This window comes from Brachybacterium sp. GPGPB12, assembly GCF_038396325.1.
Classification (GTDB): Bacteria; Actinomycetota; Actinomycetes; order Actinomycetales; family Dermabacteraceae; genus Brachybacterium; species Brachybacterium conglomeratum.
The window spans coordinates 745,496-761,944 of the sequence record NZ_CP149573.1 but is presented as its reverse complement, the minus strand read 5'-3'; the positions used below and the strand labels follow the sequence as shown (position 1 = coordinate 761,944).

Below are 16,449 nucleotides of genomic sequence, written 5' to 3'. Positions count from 1 at the left end.
AGTTGCCACCCGCTGGGCAGGCTTCAAAACCAGCGCTGCGACAGACGGCCCCGGGAAGAAGAAGCGTCTCAAGCGTTCACGCGAGTACTCATCTGCGATCTACGCTATTCCGATTGATCGCGTAACGCCTGCAGATCTCGCTGACGAGGTGGAACGAGTCCACAGTGCAGGAGGCGGAGGATCGCCGCCGCAGTTACGGGCGATCTGGCGCAAAGCCACAGCGCGTGGCTTGGCAAAGCGTCATATATCGTCAGATCCTCTTTGCTGGGTTGAAGATTCCAAGCACCAGCGCGACCCGAGGTAAGCGTGTGTACAGTAATGGTTCCCCTCGTCCACGTGATAATTCTCTTACAGGAGAACAGCTTGCAATGCTCCGTGTTAAGTCTAAGGAACGACACCCGCGTCAACGACACGATGTCGGTGACCTGATCGTTCTCGGTAGCTACACAGGTTTGCGCATTGCTGAGGCGAATTCTCTTCGTTGGGTTGACGTGCACCTTGAACAGGAGCACCCCTATCTGAGCGTCGAGGGTCAAGTATTCGGGGCCGGGGCGGACCGCTCTTGGACCCCGAGGCTGAAGACCGAGTCGAGTCGACGCGCGGTCCCCCTTCCAGCTCCTGCGGTCGACCTCCTGCGAGCAAGAGAGCGAAAGGCGCTTGAAGCTCGGGTCTCTGTTGCGAAGGCGGCTGGCGCCGGCGGCGAGTTCGTCTTTCCCTCCCACGCCGGAGGAGTGCCCGACCTCGCAACGACGACGAAGGCCGTCCGTCGCACCCTCGACAGGGCTGGCTTTCCCTGGGTGACGTTCCATACCCTTCGGCGGACGATCGAGCGCCAGCTGATGGATGCGGGCGTCGATGCGCGCGTGATCATGGCGGTGATGGGTCACGACCCGGCCACCTCGTGGTCGGCGTACGTCGATCGGAACGTCGACGTGAGCGACGTGGCGACCGTGATCCGCTGATGCGACTCCCTCCGAAGCTCGCACTTAAATCGTACTTGCCAGTTCGCGAACGGCGCCATGTACACGAACCTCCTGGTCAGGCGCCCCCAGCAGGACTCGAACCTGCAACCTACGGATTAGAAGGCCGTTGCTCTATCCATTGAGCTATGGAGGCTGACGGCGCACGAGTCTACCGACGCTGCGACGCCGCCACGGCCAGGAACGCAGTCCGTCTCAGCGACGTCGGCCACGCCGCTGGGCCGCCGACGGGCCCGGCGCGCCGGGCCCGGCCTGGCGGCGGGGGCAGAACCACAGCACCCGCGCCTCGGTGCCCTCGAGCCGCGGTTCGGCGAGCTCGCCGCGCTGGATCCGGGTGCGGCGGCGGCGGCACTGCTTCCCTCCGCGGCCGTAGACCCACAGGTCACCGTCCCGGCCGAGCATCCCACCGGTGGTCACCCGCACCTCACGGTCCCGGTTCAGCACGAGCAGGCGATGGGCGAGGTCGACGAGCGCGCCCGGGTCCTGCTCCGCGGAGACGGGCGCGGCGGGGTGGAGCCGGCGCAGGAAGCACAGCTCGCTGCGGTAGATGTTCCCGATCCCCGCCAGGACGTGCTGGTCGAGGATCGCCAGGCCGATCGGCCGCTTCGGCTCGGCGGCGAGGTTCGCGAGCGCCCGCTCCCGCAGGGCGGGGTCCTCGTCCCACGTGGGATCGAGCAGGTCCGGGCCGAGGTTCCCGAGCGGCTTCTCCTCGTCGGCCGTGCGCAGCGGCTTCACCTGCTTCACGTCGTAGGCGATCGCCCGCACCTCGTGACCGTCCTCGTGCCGGGCCTCGAGCACGATCCGGATCGTGTCGCGGGTGCGCGGCCCGGCGCTGGTGTCGCTCGAGCGCGCGCCTTCCCCTCCACGTTCCAGATCCCGTCCATCATCAGGTGGCTGTGCGGCGTCATCGGCGCAGTCCCGGGCTCGGGCGGGAGGAGCCGGATCAGCAGGTGCTTGCCGCGCGGGCGCACCTCGTGGACTCTCCATCCGGTGAGGTCTGCGGTTGCCGCGCGCGGGACCCGGAGGTCGCAGACGGTGAGCACGGCGCCGGCGAGCGCGTCGTGGAGGATCCGGCACTGGCGCGCGACGGTGTCACCCTCGGGCATCAGCGATCACCCGCCCGCAGTCGCAGCGAGCGCGGTGAGCGGTAGCGACCGGCCTCCGCGAGCGCGGTCGTGATCGCCGCGACCGGTTCGGTGTCGATCCCGTGCCCGTCGATCCGCTCGATCCGCAGCCTGCGGCAGGCGGGAGTCCTCGGCGATCGCGCGGACGAGCTGGGCGGCGGCCTCGGGCGTCGCCTCCTCGTCCGCCCACCACAGCAGGTGCTTCCCGCCCTTGTCGACATAGGCCTGGACATGTCCGTCGCGCAGGAGCACGAGCGCACCGGCGCGGCGGGCGGGCCGCGCGGTGACGCCCTCGGGCGGCGTGATCGACAGGGCCGGCCAGGGGAGCGCCGCGCCGTAGGGGTTCGCCGGATCGGTCGCGGCGAGCGCGACGGCGACCGCCTCGGCCGACGGGCCGGCCCCGCCGCCGTCGGGCCCCTCGGCGTCGCGTCCGGCCTCGGCCTCCCGGTCCCGGTCGCGAAGCAGGTCCACCGCCTCGGCGGGCGCGAACTGGGAGGCGCCGAGCCCGTCGACGAAGTAGCCGCGGCGGCGGCTGCCGTTCTCCTCGAGCGCGGCCAGCACCCGGTACACCGCGGCGAACCCGCCGGGGACGTCCTCGACATCCATCGCCCCGCGCGTGACCACGCCGTGGCGGTCCAGCAGCGACGTCGCGAGCGCCGCGGCACGGGCGGCAGGATCGACCGGTTCGACCCGCACCGCGGACCAGCGCCCGGCGCCGACGGGCCCGGTCACGAGCTCGGAGGGGCTGGACGCGCTCTGGCGCATCATCGCCGCGGAGAGCCGCGCCGCGCCCCGACGTCCCAGGCCGCGCGAGCGTGTCGTGGTGCGGGCCGACGGCGCCTTGGCCGGCCCGCGGCCGTAGGAGCGCGCGCCTCGAAGGAGTCGTTGGTGACCAGGCCCGTGAAGGCGAGGTCCCACAGCGCCTCGTGCAGGTCCTGCGGCCGCGCCGCCTCCCCGTCGTCGGCCAGCGCGGTGAGGATCTCTCCGTGCCGCGCCGCGCCCGGGGTGGTGCGCGAGCAGGGCGAGGATCCGGCTGGCGAGGGCACCGTCCGGGAGTGCGTCGGCGGCCTCCTCGAGCGCGTCGGCGTCGAGCCCCAGGGGGAGGGCATCGGCGAGGTGGAGACGGATCCAGCCGTCGTCGGCGCCGAGGCGGCCGTGCCCCGTCCACACCAGCTCCCCGCTCGCGAAGGCGGCGTCCAGCAGGGCGGGCGTCACCTCCGGCGACCTCGCCGGCGGCACCTGGGACTCCCAGGCCGACAGCGGCAGCGAGACCCCGGCGAGCTGGTCCACGACCGAGAGCGACCCGTCCTGCCCGGTCCAGGTGCCGCGCTCCCGTCGGCCGCCGGTGCGGCGCCCCACCAGGTGCCGCCACTGGCCGAGGAAGCGCGCGTAGACGGGCCCCGCGACGGGCGCGATCTCGCGCCGGGAGGCGGCGAGGCTCGCGCGGCGGATGCGGCGCGGCACCTCGACCTCGACCCATTCCTCGCCCTCGCGGCCGGGCGTGAACTCGCCCTGGGACAGGACCCGCTCGGCGGTGAGTCGCTCGAGCGCGGCGCGGGCCACCCCCGGGGCGAGACCGAAGGCCTGCACCGGTGCGTCGGCGAGGAAGGGGCCGCGGCCGCGCGCCCAGCGGGAGAGCGGCTGGGGGACCGCTCGGTCCACCGCGGCCAGGTGCACCTCGGGGATCCCCGGCGGCGCGCGCCGTGCCGAGCGCATCGCGCGCGAGAGACCGGCGTCCTCGATCGCCGCGAGATGCTCCGCCCCGGCGATCCGCACCGTGAGCACGCGGCGGGACTGCTCGAGCTCGGCGCGGGCGGCGTCGAGATCGAGGCCGTCCACGGCACGCTCGGCGAGCTGGGCGGGGGTGAGCGGGCCCAGGCGGCGCAGTGCGTCCGCGATCTGCTCGGGCCCGCGCGCCGCCCGCTCCTCGGTCAGTCCCTGCAGGCGGCGCTCGACCTCGGCGATCACCTCGGCATCCAGCGGCTCGCGCAGGCTCACCGTGCCCAGCGGCTCGGCCAGCAGCGACTGGTCCAGCGCCAGGGCGGCGGTGCGGCGTTCGGCCAGCGGCGCATCGGTGTCGTAGAGGAACTGCGCCATGTAGCCGAACAGCAGCGAGCGCGCGAAGGGGGAGGGGAGGGGGTCTCGACCTCGCGCACCTGCAGGCGACGCCGCCTGACCTGCCCCATCAGCTCGACCAGGGCCGGCAGGTCGTAGACGTCCTGGAGACACTCCCGCGCCGCCTCGAGCATGATCGGGAAGTCCGGATGCGGCCTGGCCACCTCGAGCAGGTGCGCGGCGCGCTGACGCTGCTGCCACAGCGGCGCCCGCTGGTTCGGGTCGCGGCGCGGCGACAGCAGGGCCCGGGCCGCGCACTCCCGGAACCTCGCGGCGAACAGGGCGGAGGAGCCGACGAGACGGCGCACCTCCTCCTCGATCTCCTCGGGCGTGAACACGAACAGGTCCGCGCCGGGCGGTCGCTCGCCGTGCGGGATGCGCGACACGATCCCGTCGTCCCCGGCCATCACCTGGCCGTCCAGGCCGTAGCGCTCCTCGACCCGGGCGCCGACGGCGAGGGCCCACGGCCCAGTGATCCGCTGCCCGGCCGCGCAGTGCGGCACCACGCGCCAGTCCCCGAGCTCGTCGAGGAAGCGCTCGACGACGAGCTGGTCCGGTCCCGGCACCGCGCCGGTGACCTGCTGCTGCTCGTCGAGCAGGTCGAGCGACACGGTGCGCGCGTTGTCATCGAGGCCGAGCCCCGTGAGGCGTTCGTCGGCCTCGGGGCGGGGAGGGCTGCGAGCTCGGACTGCGCGGCGGAGATCGCCCGGCCGAGGCTCGCGGGACGCCCGTCCCCGTCGCCGTGCCAGAACGGGATCCGACCGGTGAGACCGAAGGCGGGGGAGACCGTGACGCGGGAGGCGCTGATCTCCTCGATCCGCCAGGCGCTCGTGCCGAGCGTGATCACGTCCCCGCGGCGGGACTCGTAGACCATCTCCTCGTCGAGCTCGCCCACGCGCCGCGGCTGGGAGTCGCCCTCGGCGGCGACCAGGTGCACCGGGTACAGGCCCCGGTCGGGGATCGTGCCGCCGCTGGTGACGGCGAGACGCCGCGCGCCGGGCCGGGCGGTGAGCGTGCCGGTCTCGCGATCGTGGACGAGCCGCGGCCGCGGCTCGGAGAAGTCGGTGGAGGGGTAGCGCCCGGCGAGCAGGTCGATGGTCTGGTCGAAGGCGGAGCGGGGCGACGCCCGATAGGGGTGCGCCGAGCGGACCAGGTCGTACCAGGCGTCGACCTGCAGGTCCTCCATCGCGGCGGCGGAGACGGTGTGCTGGGCGAGGACGTCCAGGGCGTTGCGCGGCACGGTCAGCGGCTCGATCCGCGCGGCGACCGCCTCCTGCACCGCGACCGCGGAGCGCGAGACGTCCACCGCGTGCGCGGGTGCAGCGACCCCTCGGAGACCGCGCCGACGTCGTGCCCGGCCCGGCCCACCCGCTGCAGCAGGCTCGAGACCGACATCGGCGCCGCGACCTGCGGCACCAGGTCCACCGCGCCCATGTCGATGCCGAGCTCGAGGGAGCTGGTCGCCACCACGCGCCGCGCGTCCCCGACTTCAGCTGGTCCTCGATCCCTGCCCGGACCTCCTTGGACATCGAGCCGTGGTGGGCGCGGGCGATGTCCTCGACCTCGACGAGCTCCTCCGGCTCCCCGCCCGGACCGTCGGCCGCCGCCGTCGTGACCCGTCTCGCGTGCGACCGGTTCAGCTTCCCGGTGAGACGCTCGGCCTGGTCGCGGGAGTTCGTGAACACGATCGTGGAGCGATGGGCGAGGACCTCCTCGAGCACCGCCCGCTCGACGTGCGGCCAGATCGTCCCCGAGACGTCCTCGTCGTCGACCGCATCGGGGGCGGCTCGATCGCCTGCAGGTCCGGGACCGGCGGCGTGATCCGCATGTCCCAGCGCTTGGTCGACGGCGGCCGCACCACCACCGCGTCCCGGCCTCGCGCAGAGCCGGTGAGGAAGGCGGCGACCTCGTCGACCGGCTCCACCGTCGCCGACAGACCGATCCGCTGCGCCGGGTGCTCGAGCATCGCATCGAGCCGCGCCAGGGACAGCGCCAGGTGCACGCCCCGCTTCGTGCCCGCCACGGCATGGACCTCGTCGAGGATCACTGTGTCCACGCCGCGCGCCGTCTCCCGCGCCTGCGAGGTGAGCATCAGGAACAGCGACTCCGGGGTGGTGATGAGGATGTCCGGCGGATGGGTCGCGAGCCGGCGGCGCTCCGCCGGTGGGGTGTCCCCCGTGCGCACGCCCACGCTCAGCCGGCGCCGAGGCAGGCCGAGTCGCTCCGCCGTGCGCGCGGTGCCCACGAGCGGCGAGGTCAGGTTCCGCTCGACGTCGACGCCGAGCGCCTTCAGCGGCGAGATGTACAGAACGCTCGTCGCGGCAGACGACGGGGTCGGAGAACCGGCCAGTCGGTCGATCGCGCTGAGGAACGCGGCGAGGGTCTTGCCCGAGCCCGTCGGCGCGACCACGAGGGTGTCCTGCCCCTGCGCGATCGACTCCCACGCCGCGGCCTGCGCCGGGGTGGGCGCCTCGAAGGACTCCTCGAACCATGCCGTCGTGGCAGGGGAGAACGAGGAGGGCAGGCGCGGGCGGGGCGTGGCCATCGCACCATTGTGGACCGCGGCCCCGACACCCGGGCCCGATGGCCGACCAGGGGACCGTTTTCCGGCCGCCCCCTGCCCCTGCCCAGCGCATCGTGGCAGGATGGATCACACGGCGGGGACCGCACCGGCTGGTCCCGCGCAGAACTGACGAAGGGATGATCCATATGGCGGAGTACACGCTTCCCGATCTCGATTACGACTACGGCGCGCTGGATCCCTCGATCTCGGGGAAGATCATGGAGCCGCACCACTCCAAGCACCACGCGACCTACGTCAAGGGCGCGAACACGGCGCTGGAGAAGCTCGCCGCGGCGCGCGAGGCCGGGGACTTCGGGTCGGTCAACCAGTTCTCGAAGGATCTGGCGTTCAACCTCGGCGGTCACACGAACCACTCGATCTTCTGGAAGAACCTCTCCCCGGAGGGCGGCGACAAGCCGACCGGTGAGCTCGCGCAGGCGATCGATGAGTACTTCGGCTCGTTCGACTCCTTCCGTGCGCACTTCACCGCGGCGGCGCTGGGCATCCAGGGCTCGGGCTGGGCGGTGCTCGCCTACGAGCCGATCGGCGGGAACCTGGTGATCGAGCAGTTCTACGATCAGCAGAACGGTGTGCCGGTCGCGACGATCCCGCTGTTCCAGCTGGACATGTGGGAGCACGCCTTCTACCTGGACTACCAGAACGTGAAGGCGGACTACGTCAAGGCGATCTGGAACATCGTGAACTGGGCCGACGTGCAGGCCCGCTTCGAGGCCGCGCGCTCCTCCGCGTCCGGTCTCGTCGTGCCCCAGGCCTGAGCCTCACGCACCTGACGCCGACGGGCGGGCCGGACGGCCCGCGCCCCGGCGACACGAGCGGCCGGTCCCTCCTCGGAGGGGCCGGCCGCTTCGCGTTCTGACGCCGCGGTGCTCCGTGTCCGTGCGACCGTCGCCCCACGTCCTGGCGGCCTGTAGTTCCGTGTGCCGTCCCTTCCCGCGACCGTTCCTCCCCAGCCCTCTGCCGTCCACAGGATCAGCCCCACGCTGGAACGGGCGGCACCGCCCGGCGACGCTGAGGTCACTCGGCAGGGTGCCGAGGCCGGGGAGCTCCCCGGCGACCAGGAAGGACAGCGCCATGCGCGACATCCAGACCACGCTGATGGGGAACGTCACCGCCGATCCCACCGAGCACCGGCAGGAGGACGGATCCACCAGCGTCAAGCCGCGGATCGCCGTCACCGGCCGCTACTACAACACCGCCACGCAGGACTTCGCCGACCGCAAGACCGAGTTCGTCACCGTCTTCGCCCGCCGCGGGTTGGGCCAGAACGTGATGCGCTCGATCCACAAGGGACAGCCGCTGCTGGTCACGGGCCGGCTGAACACCTCGGAGTGGCAGGGCACCGACGGCATCACCCGCTACTCCCTGAACCTCCAGGCCGAGTCCATCGGCCACGACCTCACCTACGGCTCCTCCCAGTTCACCAAGCCGCGCGCGCGCAGGACGTCCCGAACGTCGACCCGAACTCGGGGAGATCCTCACCGAGGCGAGCTCGGCGAACCCTGAGGACGCGGACGAGTCGGAGGGCGAGGACTCGCTCGCGCCGGCCTTCTGAGCCGCACCGCGGTGCGGGGAGGCGGTCGGCCGACAGGACCCGGTCCGTGGAGCGGGCCCGTCGGGGGATCCAGGCGGGGGAGGCGGTCAGTTCCCGGACTGCAGGGTCTGCACCAGCGCCTCGGAGATCTCCGGCGGCAGCGCGGCGCCGAGGACGTAGCCGTCCTCGTCGCCGCGGTGCACCGCCGACCAGGTGGTGCCGTCTCCCAGTGCCGCGACCACCACGCGCGACACACGCCCCGACGGCGGCGCGGCGCCGCCGGCGCTCTGCTCCCCGTCGCGGACCGACCAGGCCGCGGGCGCGAGATCGCAGGCGATCGCGGCGCCGGCGGCCATGTCCGGCCACTGCACCTTCTCGAGCGCCGCGAGCGGATCCTCCTGCCCGCCGGACGGACCGGAGGGCGCGGCGCCCTCGTCGAGGTCGATCGGCGTGAGGTGCAGGTCGTCGTGGGCGCCCTCGCCCTCGGCGCCCAGCGGCGCGGCGAGGGCGGGGGAGGCGGCGATCAGCTCGGCGCCGCGGGCGAGCGCGAACAGGCGCGGAGCGGGCGGCGGGCCGTCCTCGACATGGCGGGCGACCTCGAGCACGGCGGCGGCGAGCGCGGCCGTGGGCGCGTCCAGCGGGTCCTGGGCAGGAGTCGTCATCGGATCGAGAGGTCCCTTACAGGTTCGGCCTGACAGAATGGGGTGACCGCCGTGCGGCACGGCGGCACCACACTGTACCCGGGCCGCGTTCTGGGACCCCACGACGTCGGGGGCCCCGTGTGCGCTCCGACTCCGAGGCACCAGAGGTTATCTGTGAGTTTCTCCGCCCAGTTCGGCGACATGCCGCGGCCGCGCCCACGACCGGCCCCCGATGGAGGCTCCGGCGAGCCCCGGAGGATCTCCCCGCTGATGATCACGGTGATCGCGCTCGGCGTGCTCATCGCGCTCCTCGTCCTCGCCTCGGAGGTGTGGACGAAGTACCTGTGGATGGACCAGCTCCAGTTCACCGACGTGCTCGTCACGCGGTGGATCACCCAGGCGCCGCTGTTCGCCGCCGGCTTCGTGGTGTTCGCCGTGCCGCTGTTCCTCAGCCTCCGCATCGCCTACACCAAGCGCCCCGTCTACCCGCCGATCACACGGGAGCAGGAGGCGCTGGAGCAGTTCCGCGCCGCGGTGGACCCGCTGCGCCGCGGCCTGACCTACGGCGCGCCGATCGTGATCGGCGCCTTCGGCGGGCTCGCGCTGTCCCGCCGCTGGCAGGACGTGCGCCTGTTCCTGCACCCGCAGGACTTCGGGCAGACCGACCCGGTCTTCGACAACGACATCTCCTTCTACGTCTTCACTCTGCCGGTGATCGACGTGCTGGTCTCCTTCGGGCAGTTCGTCGCCGCTCGTCTCGATCGTCGGCGCCCTGATCGGCCACTTCGTCTACGGCGGCGTGAGCTGGGGTCAGGAGAGCGGGCTCGAGGTGACGCGCACCGCGCGTCGCCACCTCGGCGTGCTCGCCGCGATCTACGTGCTCTTCCTCGGGGCGGGGCACTGGTTCCAGCGCTACGACCTGCTCACCGCCTCCCACACCCGCTTCGAGGGCGCCTCCTACGCGGACGTCCACGCGATCCTGCCCGCGCAGACGATCCTCGCGATCGCCGCGGTCGTGGTCGCCGCCCTGTTCGTGGTGTGGATCTTCCGCTCCGACTGGCGCATCCCCGCGATCGGCGCCGGGCTGATGATCCTGTCCACCCTCGCCGTGGGCAACCTCTACCCCTGGGCCATCCAGCAGTTCCAGGTCCAGCCCAACGAGCGCGCGCTCGAGCGACCCTACATCCAGAACAACATCGACGCGACCCGCACCGCGTTCAACCTCGACGACGTCACCGAGGTGCCCTACACGGCCAGCACGGACGCGACCTCGGGTGCCCTGCGCGAGGACGCCTCGACCACGGCGCAGATCCGTCTGATGGACCCCAACGTCATCTCGCCCACCTTCGAGCGGCGCGAGGAGGCCAACCGTCGCTACTGGGGCTTCGACGACGTCCTGAGCGTGGACCGCTACGAGATCGACGGCCAGCCGCAGGACACCGTGATCGGCGTGCGCGAGCTGCGGCCGGACAAGTTCGGCCTCTCGGACCGCTCCTGGGTGGACCAGCACATCACCTATACCCACGGCTACGGCGCCGCCGCCGCGCACGGCAACCGTCGCAACTCCGACGGCGAGCCGAGCTTCCTGCAGTCGGGCGTGCCCGGCGAGGGCGCACTCGGCGCGTACGAGGAGCGGGTCTACTTCGGCCGTCACTCCCCGGACTACTCGATCGTCGGAGCGCCCGAGGGTGCCGACCCCCAGGAGTTCGACTACCAGCAGGGCGAAGACGGACGACGAGCAGGGCGGCGAGCAGGTCTACAACACCTTCCAGGGCGACGGCGGGCCCGCCGTCGGCGCCTTCTTCAACCAGGCGCTGTACGCGATCAAGTTCCGCGACCCGAACATCGTGATCTCGAACTACCTCAACGAGGAGTCGCAGATCCTCTACGACCGCGACCCGCAGCGGCGTGTCCGCGAGGTCGCGCCGTTCCTGTCGCTGGACTCGCAGATGTACCCCGCCGTCGTGGACGACCAGATGGTGTGGGTGGTCGACGGGTACACCACCACGGCCGAGTACCCCTACGCGCAGTCGGTCGACCTCGACGCGACGGTCGACGACTCCCAGACCGATCCCAATGCCACCGCGAGCAACCGCGAGCGCTCGGCGAACTACATGCGCAACTCCGTGAAGGCGACCGTGAACGCCTTCGACGGCTCGGTGACGCTGTACACCTGGGACACCGAGGACCCGATCCTGAAGTCCTGGTCCGAGGTGTTCCCGGACGCCCTCCAGCCCGCCTCGGAGATCAGCGGCGAGCTGATGTCGCACTTGCGCTACCCGGCGGACTACTTCAAGGCGCGCCGCCAGATCCTCTCCACGTACCACGTCACCGACGCGGACGACTTCTTCACCCAGCAGGACTTCTGGCAGGTGCCGCCGGACCCGACGGTCCCGGCCCCCACCAACCCCGACGGCGGCGCCGGCCAGCAGGCCCCGCGACCGCCGATGTACCTCACCATGCAGATGCCGGACGAGGAGCGGCCCCGCTTCACCCTCTCCTCGAGCTTCATCCCCTCCGAGGGGCAGAACGTGCTCACCGGCTTCCTCGCGGTCGACTCGGAGACGGGCGGCACCGAGGGGAACCCGGCGGACAGCTACGGCGACATGACGCTGCTGCGGCCGCCGACCTCCAACCCGGTCAACGGTCCCGGACAGGTCCAGGCGACCTTCAACGCCGAGCCGAACGTGTCCCAGGCGCTGAACCTGCTGCAGCAGGGCGCCTCCGAGGTCATCAACGGCAACCTGCTCACCCTGCCCGTCGGCGGCGGACTGCTGTACGTGCGGCCCGTCTATCTGCAGTCCTCGCAGACCGGCGGCGGCACCCAGTACCCGCTGCTGCAGATGGTGCTGGTCTCCTTCGGCGACCGGATCGGCTTCGCGCCGACGCTGGACGAGGCGCTCGACCTCGTCTTCGGCGGCGACTCGGGCGCCTCCGCCGGCGATGCGGAGGTCTCCGACTCCGATGCCCCCAGCGGCACGGCCGACGCCGAGACCGGCGAGGGCACCGTCGAGGAGGGAGACGGGGAGGCCCCCGCCGAGGGAGAGGAGCCGCCCGCCGACGGTGAGCGAGCAGGCTCCCGCCGCCGACGGCACCCCCAGCGACGCCTCGATCAGGCGCTGACCGACATGGACACCGCGGTCGCCGACTCCGAGAAGGCGATGGCCGAGGGGGACTGGGCCGCCTACGGCGATGCGCAGGACCGTCTGGCCGATGCGCTGAACCGGGCTGTCCAGGCCAACCAGGAGCTCGGCGGGTCCGGGACGCCGGCGGCTTCCGACGGCGGCGGGGAGGGCTGACCCTCCGCCTTCGACCGCCGGGAGCATCCCGGATCCGAGGACGCCCGTCGCGGCGCCGGCTGAGGCCGGTGCGCGGCGGGCGTCCTCGTCGTCGGAGGGGCGCGGAGCCGCGCGGCGGCGGCCGCGGACGTGGTGCGCGAGGCGGGCCGCGAGAGTCGCAGCGGGGCCTTCCAGGCACGAGAGCGTTGGTGAATTGCCCGTGAACGTGGCATGGCCCACGTCGGAGGGCATTCGGCTGGACTCGGGGGACGGGGCGTCCTAGAGTTAGTGATGTCGCCGCGGGGTGGAGCAGTTCGGTAGCTCGCCGGGCTCATAACCCGGAGGTCGTAGGTTCAAATCCTGCCCCCGCTACGAAGTGAAGGCCCTCGATCAGCAGAAATGCGGATCGGGGGCCTTCGTGTTCTGCCGTGTTCAGCGCCGGGGGCTCGTCAGCGATCCTGTCGGTGCGGCCGAGCACCTCGACCTCGGCCGAAGCCGCCTCCACCAGGCAGGCCTCGACCTGACCCAGGACGACGCTTCCCCGCTCACCGGCGAGAAGAACCTCCCCGCCAGCGCCGGCATCCTGCCCAGCACCTGCTAGCGGCTGAAGGACCCACCGCCGACGATCACGAGCCCTCCTCGGTGTACTTCCGCTGGCGCTCCCTCTGCCCATGGGTGAGCGTCTTGAGGTCGGTGCGCTGGTCAAAGCTCGAGCCGAGCGCGCCGGCCACGACGCCCATGGCGGCGCTGAGCCACGCGATGTCGAGGTAACGGGTGAAGACGGGAGGTCGCCCGGTCACGTCCTCCATGTACTCGGGAGCGATGACGATCAGGCCTCCGGCGAGAATGAGCAGGACCAGCGCCGCATAGAGCACGAAGACGCACAGCACCAGAGTGACCACCGTGGAGAGGTTGTAGAGCAGGACCACCCGTGCGAGATTCTCCCGCTCCGGCGAATCCCAGAGCCCGTTGCTGGCGATGAGCCATGCCGTCATCGCCGCGATCGCGAGGAGCCCGACGCCGATGAGCCGCGGCGTCGACAGGTAGGTGGACATGACCCAGATCGAGTTGTAGAAGATGCCGAATGCGCCGGTGGCCGCCGCCGCTGCGAGGGCGCTCGAGAGGCGCGGCGCCGTCTTCACGGGCTCGTTGCCGGCGACCATCCCGAGGACGGTGCGGAGACCGCCGGTGAACCGGCGTGCCCTGAGTGTCGAATGGTCGTTGCCGTCCGGGCTCTGGGCCCAGCGGAGCCAGGACCGGTCGAACCTCGAGGCGTCCCGGGGCTCGCTGGTCGGCTTCAGCCGCACGGTGCACGCCATCAGAGTGTCGAGGATGCGGCGGCGGCTGAAGAACGCTCCGAGCGTGGGGCACGAGACGACGGCGATCTTCTCGTCGGGGAAGATCTCTGCGATCAAGGGATGGCCATCCTCCAGTCGCGGGATCTCGGTGAGCAGCAGCACAGCCTCCGGTGATCCGTACTCGCGTGCCAGCTCGACGGCGTCGGAGAGATCGAGGGAGTTGTCGGGCCGCAGACGGAGCATCGCGGTCTGGACGTTGAGAGTGATCGGGGGCTGAACGCCTCGTCGAGCGGCTCCTGCAGGTCATCCTGGATCGATCGCGCTCGGGCCGTGGGTAGGCCCGGGTCGGCCACCAGCAAGACGTTCACCCCGGACGTCGGACTGGCGCCCATATGATCTCCTTCCATGGCCTCGGATCCTTGCAGGCTACGTCACAGCCGGAGGGTGCGCCGAGTCGTCGACCGGCCGGTGGGGCCGGCCTGTCCGGGACACGCTCCGCCCGCTGCTCGCGGGGATCGAGGGTGGCATCGGGTCTGCCATCCCACGGCGCGACCGCGGAGCGGGCAGTGTGCACGGCGTCGGTGGCGAGAACGACTCCTGGCACTGCACGACGTGCAGGGGTACGCCCTCGTCGACCTCGATCACCGCGGAGCCCATCATCAGGAGCGGACGGCCCGCCCCGTCACCGCAACGGTGCGGTGACGTCGACGGACAGGAACCCGCGCCGGAACGAGCGCGCATCGAGCACGAGAAGCTCCGCCGGCCGCACCGGGTTCCGCAGATGCAGATGTCCGCTCGTCGCGTCGGCGCCCACGACGGCGAAGACATGGTTCGGCGGCAGGGGACCGGCCGCCGACGGCACCCGCGGGCTCAGCGGATGCGTGGAGGCGCAGAGCGCGCGCCCCTCGGCCAGCCAGGCGAGGACCTGCCCCGCATCAGGCAGGCGCAGGTTCGTGCGCACCCGCTCACCCAGCAGCGAGCGCGAAGCCGTAGCGGGCCAGGCCCCGCCGCAGGAAGGCGTAGTCCCCGGCGATGTGACCGGCGATCGCCTTCTCGAGCACGCCCACCCAGCCGGGGTTCGCGCCGTCCCGCCTGCCGTACTGGAACACCCCGCGCGCATCGACGGGGAAGCGACGGTCCACCCGCGCCGCTCCTCCAGGCCCGGGAGGCGGACGCTCACGATCCCGTCCCTCTCCTCGCCGATCAGTGCCCGCGACCGCTCGGGCGCGGTCTCGTGGAGGGCGAGCATCGGCGCCATCAGCCAGCAGTCGCCGAGTCGTCCCTGCCGAGGGCGCAGCGGCACCGGAGGGGCGAGCGGGCCGCGGTCCAGGGCGAGCGCCGTGGCGTGCGGGCAGGGGGAGAGGTGCAGGACGCCGTCTGCGCCGGAGATCGCGTGGGCCGCCACGCCGGTGTCGCCGCCCGGAATGCCTGGCCGAGCGAGGTTCCGGGCACGCTCGTCGGCGCCGTGACGCGCCGCGCGCGCCCGCCCCTCCAGGGCGAGCGCGCGCAGGGTGCGGCGCCAGGTGCGCACGCGCGGGCGGGGAGTGCTCACGAAATCCTCCGCCCGTCGGTCATCGACGGCTCAGTGCGCCTCGGCCGGGACGATCTTCTGCCCGGTGCGCTCCATGACCTCGGCGAACCAGGGCTGGGAGATGTCGAATGCCTTGTGGCCGGCGACGCGGTCGAACTCGACCGCGCGCAAGACGTCGCCGCGCTCCTCGTCGTGGCCGATGAGGCCCGAGCCGCCCTCGAGGGCGACCTGCACGGCGTAGTCCGTCATCGACTTGATCAGGCGGATGTCCTCGGGGTTCGCCTTCGCGGAGCGGGAGAAGTAGCCCGACTTCTGGACCATGACCTTCTCCGCGCCGAGCTTCTCGGCGAACTGCTTCCCGAACCACTGGCCGGGGTTGATCGTGTCGATCTTGACGTGGCCGAAGGGGTCCTTCTCCGGCTCCTCGCCGCGCGCCTGCATCTCGGCGACGATCTCGGGGATGCCCGCGCCCTCGGAGAGGAAGATGTTCACGCGACCGGTCTCGTCCATGACCTTGCGCAGACGGTCGGCCTCGGCCTCGATGTCGAGCTTGAGCTCGGGCAGGAACACGGCGTGCACGTCCCAGCGGTCGGCGGAGTGGCCGATGCCGGGCGCCCACTCCTGCTGGGAGTGCCACTGCTGGTAGTACTCCGCCGCCTGCGCGGTGAGATACCCGCAGGCGCGGCCCATGATCTCGTGGACGATCAGCATCCTCGGGTTCGAGCCGTGCTCGGCGATGATGTTCTGCGCGAAGATGCTGGTCTGCTCCGCGGCGGACTTCGCGCCGAGCGACTGGCGGATCGGGACGATGTCGTTGTCGATGGTCTTCGGGAGACCGACGACCTGCATCTCGTGGCCGTGCTCGTGCAGGTAGGCGGCGAGGTCCGCGGCGGTGGTGTTGGTGTCGTCGCCGCCGATGGTGTGCGCACGTCCACACCGTCGTCCTTGAGCTTGTTCGCGGCGACCTCGAGGGCGTTCTCGCCCTCCTGGATCAGGCCGCGCTTGACGAGGTCCTTCGTGTTGGTGAGCTTCACGCGGGAGTTGCCGATGGGGGAGCCGCCGTAGTTGTGGAGGATGCCCGCCTTCGCGCGCACCTCGTCGTCGACCACGATCTTCTCCCCGGAGAGCAGGCCCCAGTAGCCGTGCTTGTAGGCGATGATCTCCACGTCCGGCAACAGCTCGGTATAGCGCTCGATCAGTCCGCCGACGGCGGAGGAGAGGCACGGGGCGTAGCCCCCGGCGGTGAGCAGTGCGACGCGCTTGACGGTCATAGGGCGGAACCTCCGAGAGTACGAAAACGGGCGCACGGGAGGACAGGGTCGATCCCGCGACGCTGGGTCCCGCCATCGTACCGAGCGCCCGGTCCG

The 16,449-nt window shown here is 71.7% G+C and carries 15 protein-coding genes, 2 tRNA genes and 2 pseudogenes; 6 read left to right on the top strand and 13 right to left on the bottom strand.

Translation table 11 applies throughout. The features are described from left to right. The first annotated feature begins 368 nt into the window (after positions 1 to 368). Complete coding sequence (locus tag WKH84_RS04195) at positions 369 to 962, top strand: tyrosine-type recombinase/integrase (RefSeq protein ID WP_341855708.1); 594 nt, start codon at positions 369 to 371, stop codon at positions 960 to 962. A gap of 81 nt (positions 963 to 1,043) precedes the next feature. Here WKH84_RS04195 and WKH84_RS04190 read toward each other — a convergent pair. The 8 genes from WKH84_RS04190 to WKH84_RS04155 all read right to left on the bottom strand — a co-directional run bounded on the left by WKH84_RS04190 (position 1,044) and on the right by WKH84_RS04155 (position 6,764). Further along, positions 1,044 to 1,116: transfer RNA gene (locus WKH84_RS04190), tRNA-Arg, on the bottom strand. A gap of 59 nt (positions 1,117 to 1,175) precedes the next feature. Further along, positions 1,176 to 1,778, bottom strand: a complete 603-nt coding sequence (locus tag WKH84_RS04185) for a hypothetical protein (RefSeq protein ID WP_341855707.1) — start codon at positions 1,776 to 1,778, stop codon at positions 1,176 to 1,178. Beyond that, positions 1,721 to 2,086, bottom strand: coding sequence for a DNA-formamidopyrimidine glycosylase family protein (locus WKH84_RS04180; protein ID WP_341855706.1), 366 nt, complete (start codon positions 2,084 to 2,086; stop codon positions 1,721 to 1,723). The genes WKH84_RS04185 and WKH84_RS04180 overlap by 58 nt, the downstream gene beginning before the upstream one ends. A 6-nt stretch (positions 2,087 to 2,092) precedes the next feature. Beyond that, complete coding sequence (locus WKH84_RS04175; protein WP_341855705.1) at positions 2,093 to 4,201, bottom strand: hypothetical protein; 2,109 nt, start codon at positions 4,199 to 4,201, stop codon at positions 2,093 to 2,095. Further along, complete coding sequence (locus WKH84_RS04170) at positions 4,099 to 4,725, bottom strand: hypothetical protein (RefSeq protein ID WP_341855704.1); 627 nt, start codon at positions 4,723 to 4,725, stop codon at positions 4,099 to 4,101. Before WKH84_RS04170 ends, WKH84_RS04175 begins: the two co-directional genes overlap by 103 nt. Next, entirely contained in the window at positions 4,626 to 5,525 is a 900-nt protein-coding gene (locus tag WKH84_RS04165) for a hypothetical protein (RefSeq protein WP_341855703.1), read from the bottom strand. Before WKH84_RS04165 ends, WKH84_RS04170 begins: the two co-directional genes overlap by 100 nt. Continuing rightward, positions 5,462 to 5,689 carry a helicase-related protein gene (locus WKH84_RS04160; RefSeq protein ID WP_341855702.1) on the bottom strand — a complete coding sequence of 76 codons (228 nt, stop codon included), beginning with the start codon at positions 5,687 to 5,689 and terminating at the stop codon, positions 5,462 to 5,464. Before WKH84_RS04160 ends, WKH84_RS04165 begins: the two co-directional genes overlap by 64 nt. 166 nt (positions 5,690 to 5,855) lie before the next feature. Next, positions 5,856 to 6,764, bottom strand: a complete 909-nt coding sequence (locus WKH84_RS04155; RefSeq protein WP_341855701.1) for a DEAD/DEAH box helicase — start codon at positions 6,762 to 6,764, stop codon at positions 5,856 to 5,858. Positions 6,765 to 6,928: 164 nt separating this feature from the next. Between WKH84_RS04155 and WKH84_RS04150 the strand changes: the two genes are divergently transcribed. Both WKH84_RS04150 and WKH84_RS04145 read left to right on the top strand, forming a co-directional pair. Continuing rightward, positions 6,929 to 7,558: a superoxide dismutase gene (locus WKH84_RS04150; protein ID WP_341856771.1), complete on the top strand. Its 630-nt coding sequence runs from the start codon at positions 6,929 to 6,931 to the stop codon at positions 7,556 to 7,558. Between the two features lie 316 nt (positions 7,559 to 7,874). Beyond that, entirely contained in the window at positions 7,875 to 8,306 is a 432-nt protein-coding gene (locus WKH84_RS04145) for a single-stranded DNA-binding protein (protein WP_341855700.1), read from the top strand. A 135-nt stretch (positions 8,307 to 8,441) separates the two neighbouring features. On the opposite strand, the gene WKH84_RS04140 is transcribed toward WKH84_RS04145, so the two are convergent. Continuing rightward, positions 8,442 to 8,996, bottom strand: coding sequence for a PPA1309 family protein (locus WKH84_RS04140; protein WP_341855699.1), 555 nt, complete (start codon positions 8,994 to 8,996; stop codon positions 8,442 to 8,444). A gap of 180 nt (positions 8,997 to 9,176) precedes the next feature. Here WKH84_RS04140 and WKH84_RS04135 point away from each other — a divergent pair. The 3 genes and pseudogenes from WKH84_RS04135 (at position 9,177) to WKH84_RS04125 (ending at position 12,854) form a co-directional block, all read left to right on the top strand. Continuing rightward, a pseudogene (locus tag WKH84_RS04135) lies at positions 9,177 to 12,274 on the top strand (UPF0182 family protein). 277 nt (positions 12,275 to 12,551) lie between these two features. After that, a tRNA-Met gene (locus tag WKH84_RS04130) sits at positions 12,552 to 12,625 on the top strand. A gap of 4 nt (positions 12,626 to 12,629) precedes the next feature. Beyond that, positions 12,630 to 12,854: a hypothetical protein gene (locus tag WKH84_RS04125; RefSeq protein WP_341855698.1), complete on the top strand. Its 225-nt coding sequence runs from the start codon at positions 12,630 to 12,632 to the stop codon at positions 12,852 to 12,854. A gap of 25 nt (positions 12,855 to 12,879) precedes the next feature. On the opposite strand, the gene WKH84_RS04120 is transcribed toward WKH84_RS04125, so the two are convergent. The 4 genes and pseudogenes from WKH84_RS04120 to WKH84_RS04105 form a co-directional block, all read right to left on the bottom strand. Next, the gene (locus WKH84_RS04120; RefSeq protein ID WP_341855697.1) at positions 12,880 to 13,794 is read right to left on the bottom strand and encodes a hypothetical protein; all 915 of its coding nucleotides are present in this window, start codon (positions 13,792 to 13,794) and stop codon (positions 12,880 to 12,882) included. Positions 13,795 to 14,233: 439 nt separating this feature from the next. Then, positions 14,234 to 14,512 carry a hypothetical protein gene (locus WKH84_RS04115; protein WP_341855696.1) on the bottom strand — a complete coding sequence of 93 codons (279 nt, stop codon included), beginning with the start codon at positions 14,510 to 14,512 and terminating at the stop codon, positions 14,234 to 14,236. A 4-nt stretch (positions 14,513 to 14,516) separates the two neighbouring features. Continuing rightward, positions 14,517 to 14,693: a hypothetical protein gene (locus tag WKH84_RS04110; protein WP_341855695.1), complete on the bottom strand. Its 177-nt coding sequence runs from the start codon at positions 14,691 to 14,693 to the stop codon at positions 14,517 to 14,519. Positions 14,694 to 15,133: 440 nt separating this feature from the next. Beyond that, positions 15,134 to 16,353 (bottom strand): annotated as a pseudogene (locus WKH84_RS04105) (pyrophosphate--fructose-6-phosphate 1-phosphotransferase). Positions 16,354 to 16,449: the final 96 nt, after the last annotated feature.

Coding starts and splice junctions, on each gene's coding strand:
- WKH84_RS04195 (WP_341855708.1), top strand. CDS start 369: ATGCTCCGTGTTAAGTCTAAGGAACGACACCCGCGTCAACGACACGAT.
- WKH84_RS04180 (WP_341855706.1), bottom strand. CDS start 2,086: ATGCCCGAGGGTGACACCGTCGCGCGCCAGTGCCGGATCCTCCACGAC.
- WKH84_RS04175 (WP_341855705.1), bottom strand. CDS start 4,201: ATGGCGCAGTTCCTCTACGACACCGATGCGCCGCTGGCCGAACGCCGC.
- WKH84_RS04155 (WP_341855701.1), bottom strand. CDS start 6,764: ATGGCCACGCCCCGCCCGCGCCTGCCCTCCTCGTTCTCCCCTGCCACG.
- WKH84_RS04150 (WP_341856771.1), top strand. CDS start 6,929: ATGGCGGAGTACACGCTTCCCGATCTCGATTACGACTACGGCGCGCTG.
- WKH84_RS04145 (WP_341855700.1), top strand. CDS start 7,875: ATGCGCGACATCCAGACCACGCTGATGGGGAACGTCACCGCCGATCCC.
- WKH84_RS04140 (WP_341855699.1), bottom strand. CDS start 8,996: ATGACGACTCCTGCCCAGGACCCGCTGGACGCGCCCACGGCCGCGCTC.
- WKH84_RS04120 (WP_341855697.1), bottom strand. CDS start 13,794: ATGCTCCGTCTGCGGCCCGACAACTCCCTCGATCTCTCCGACGCCGTC.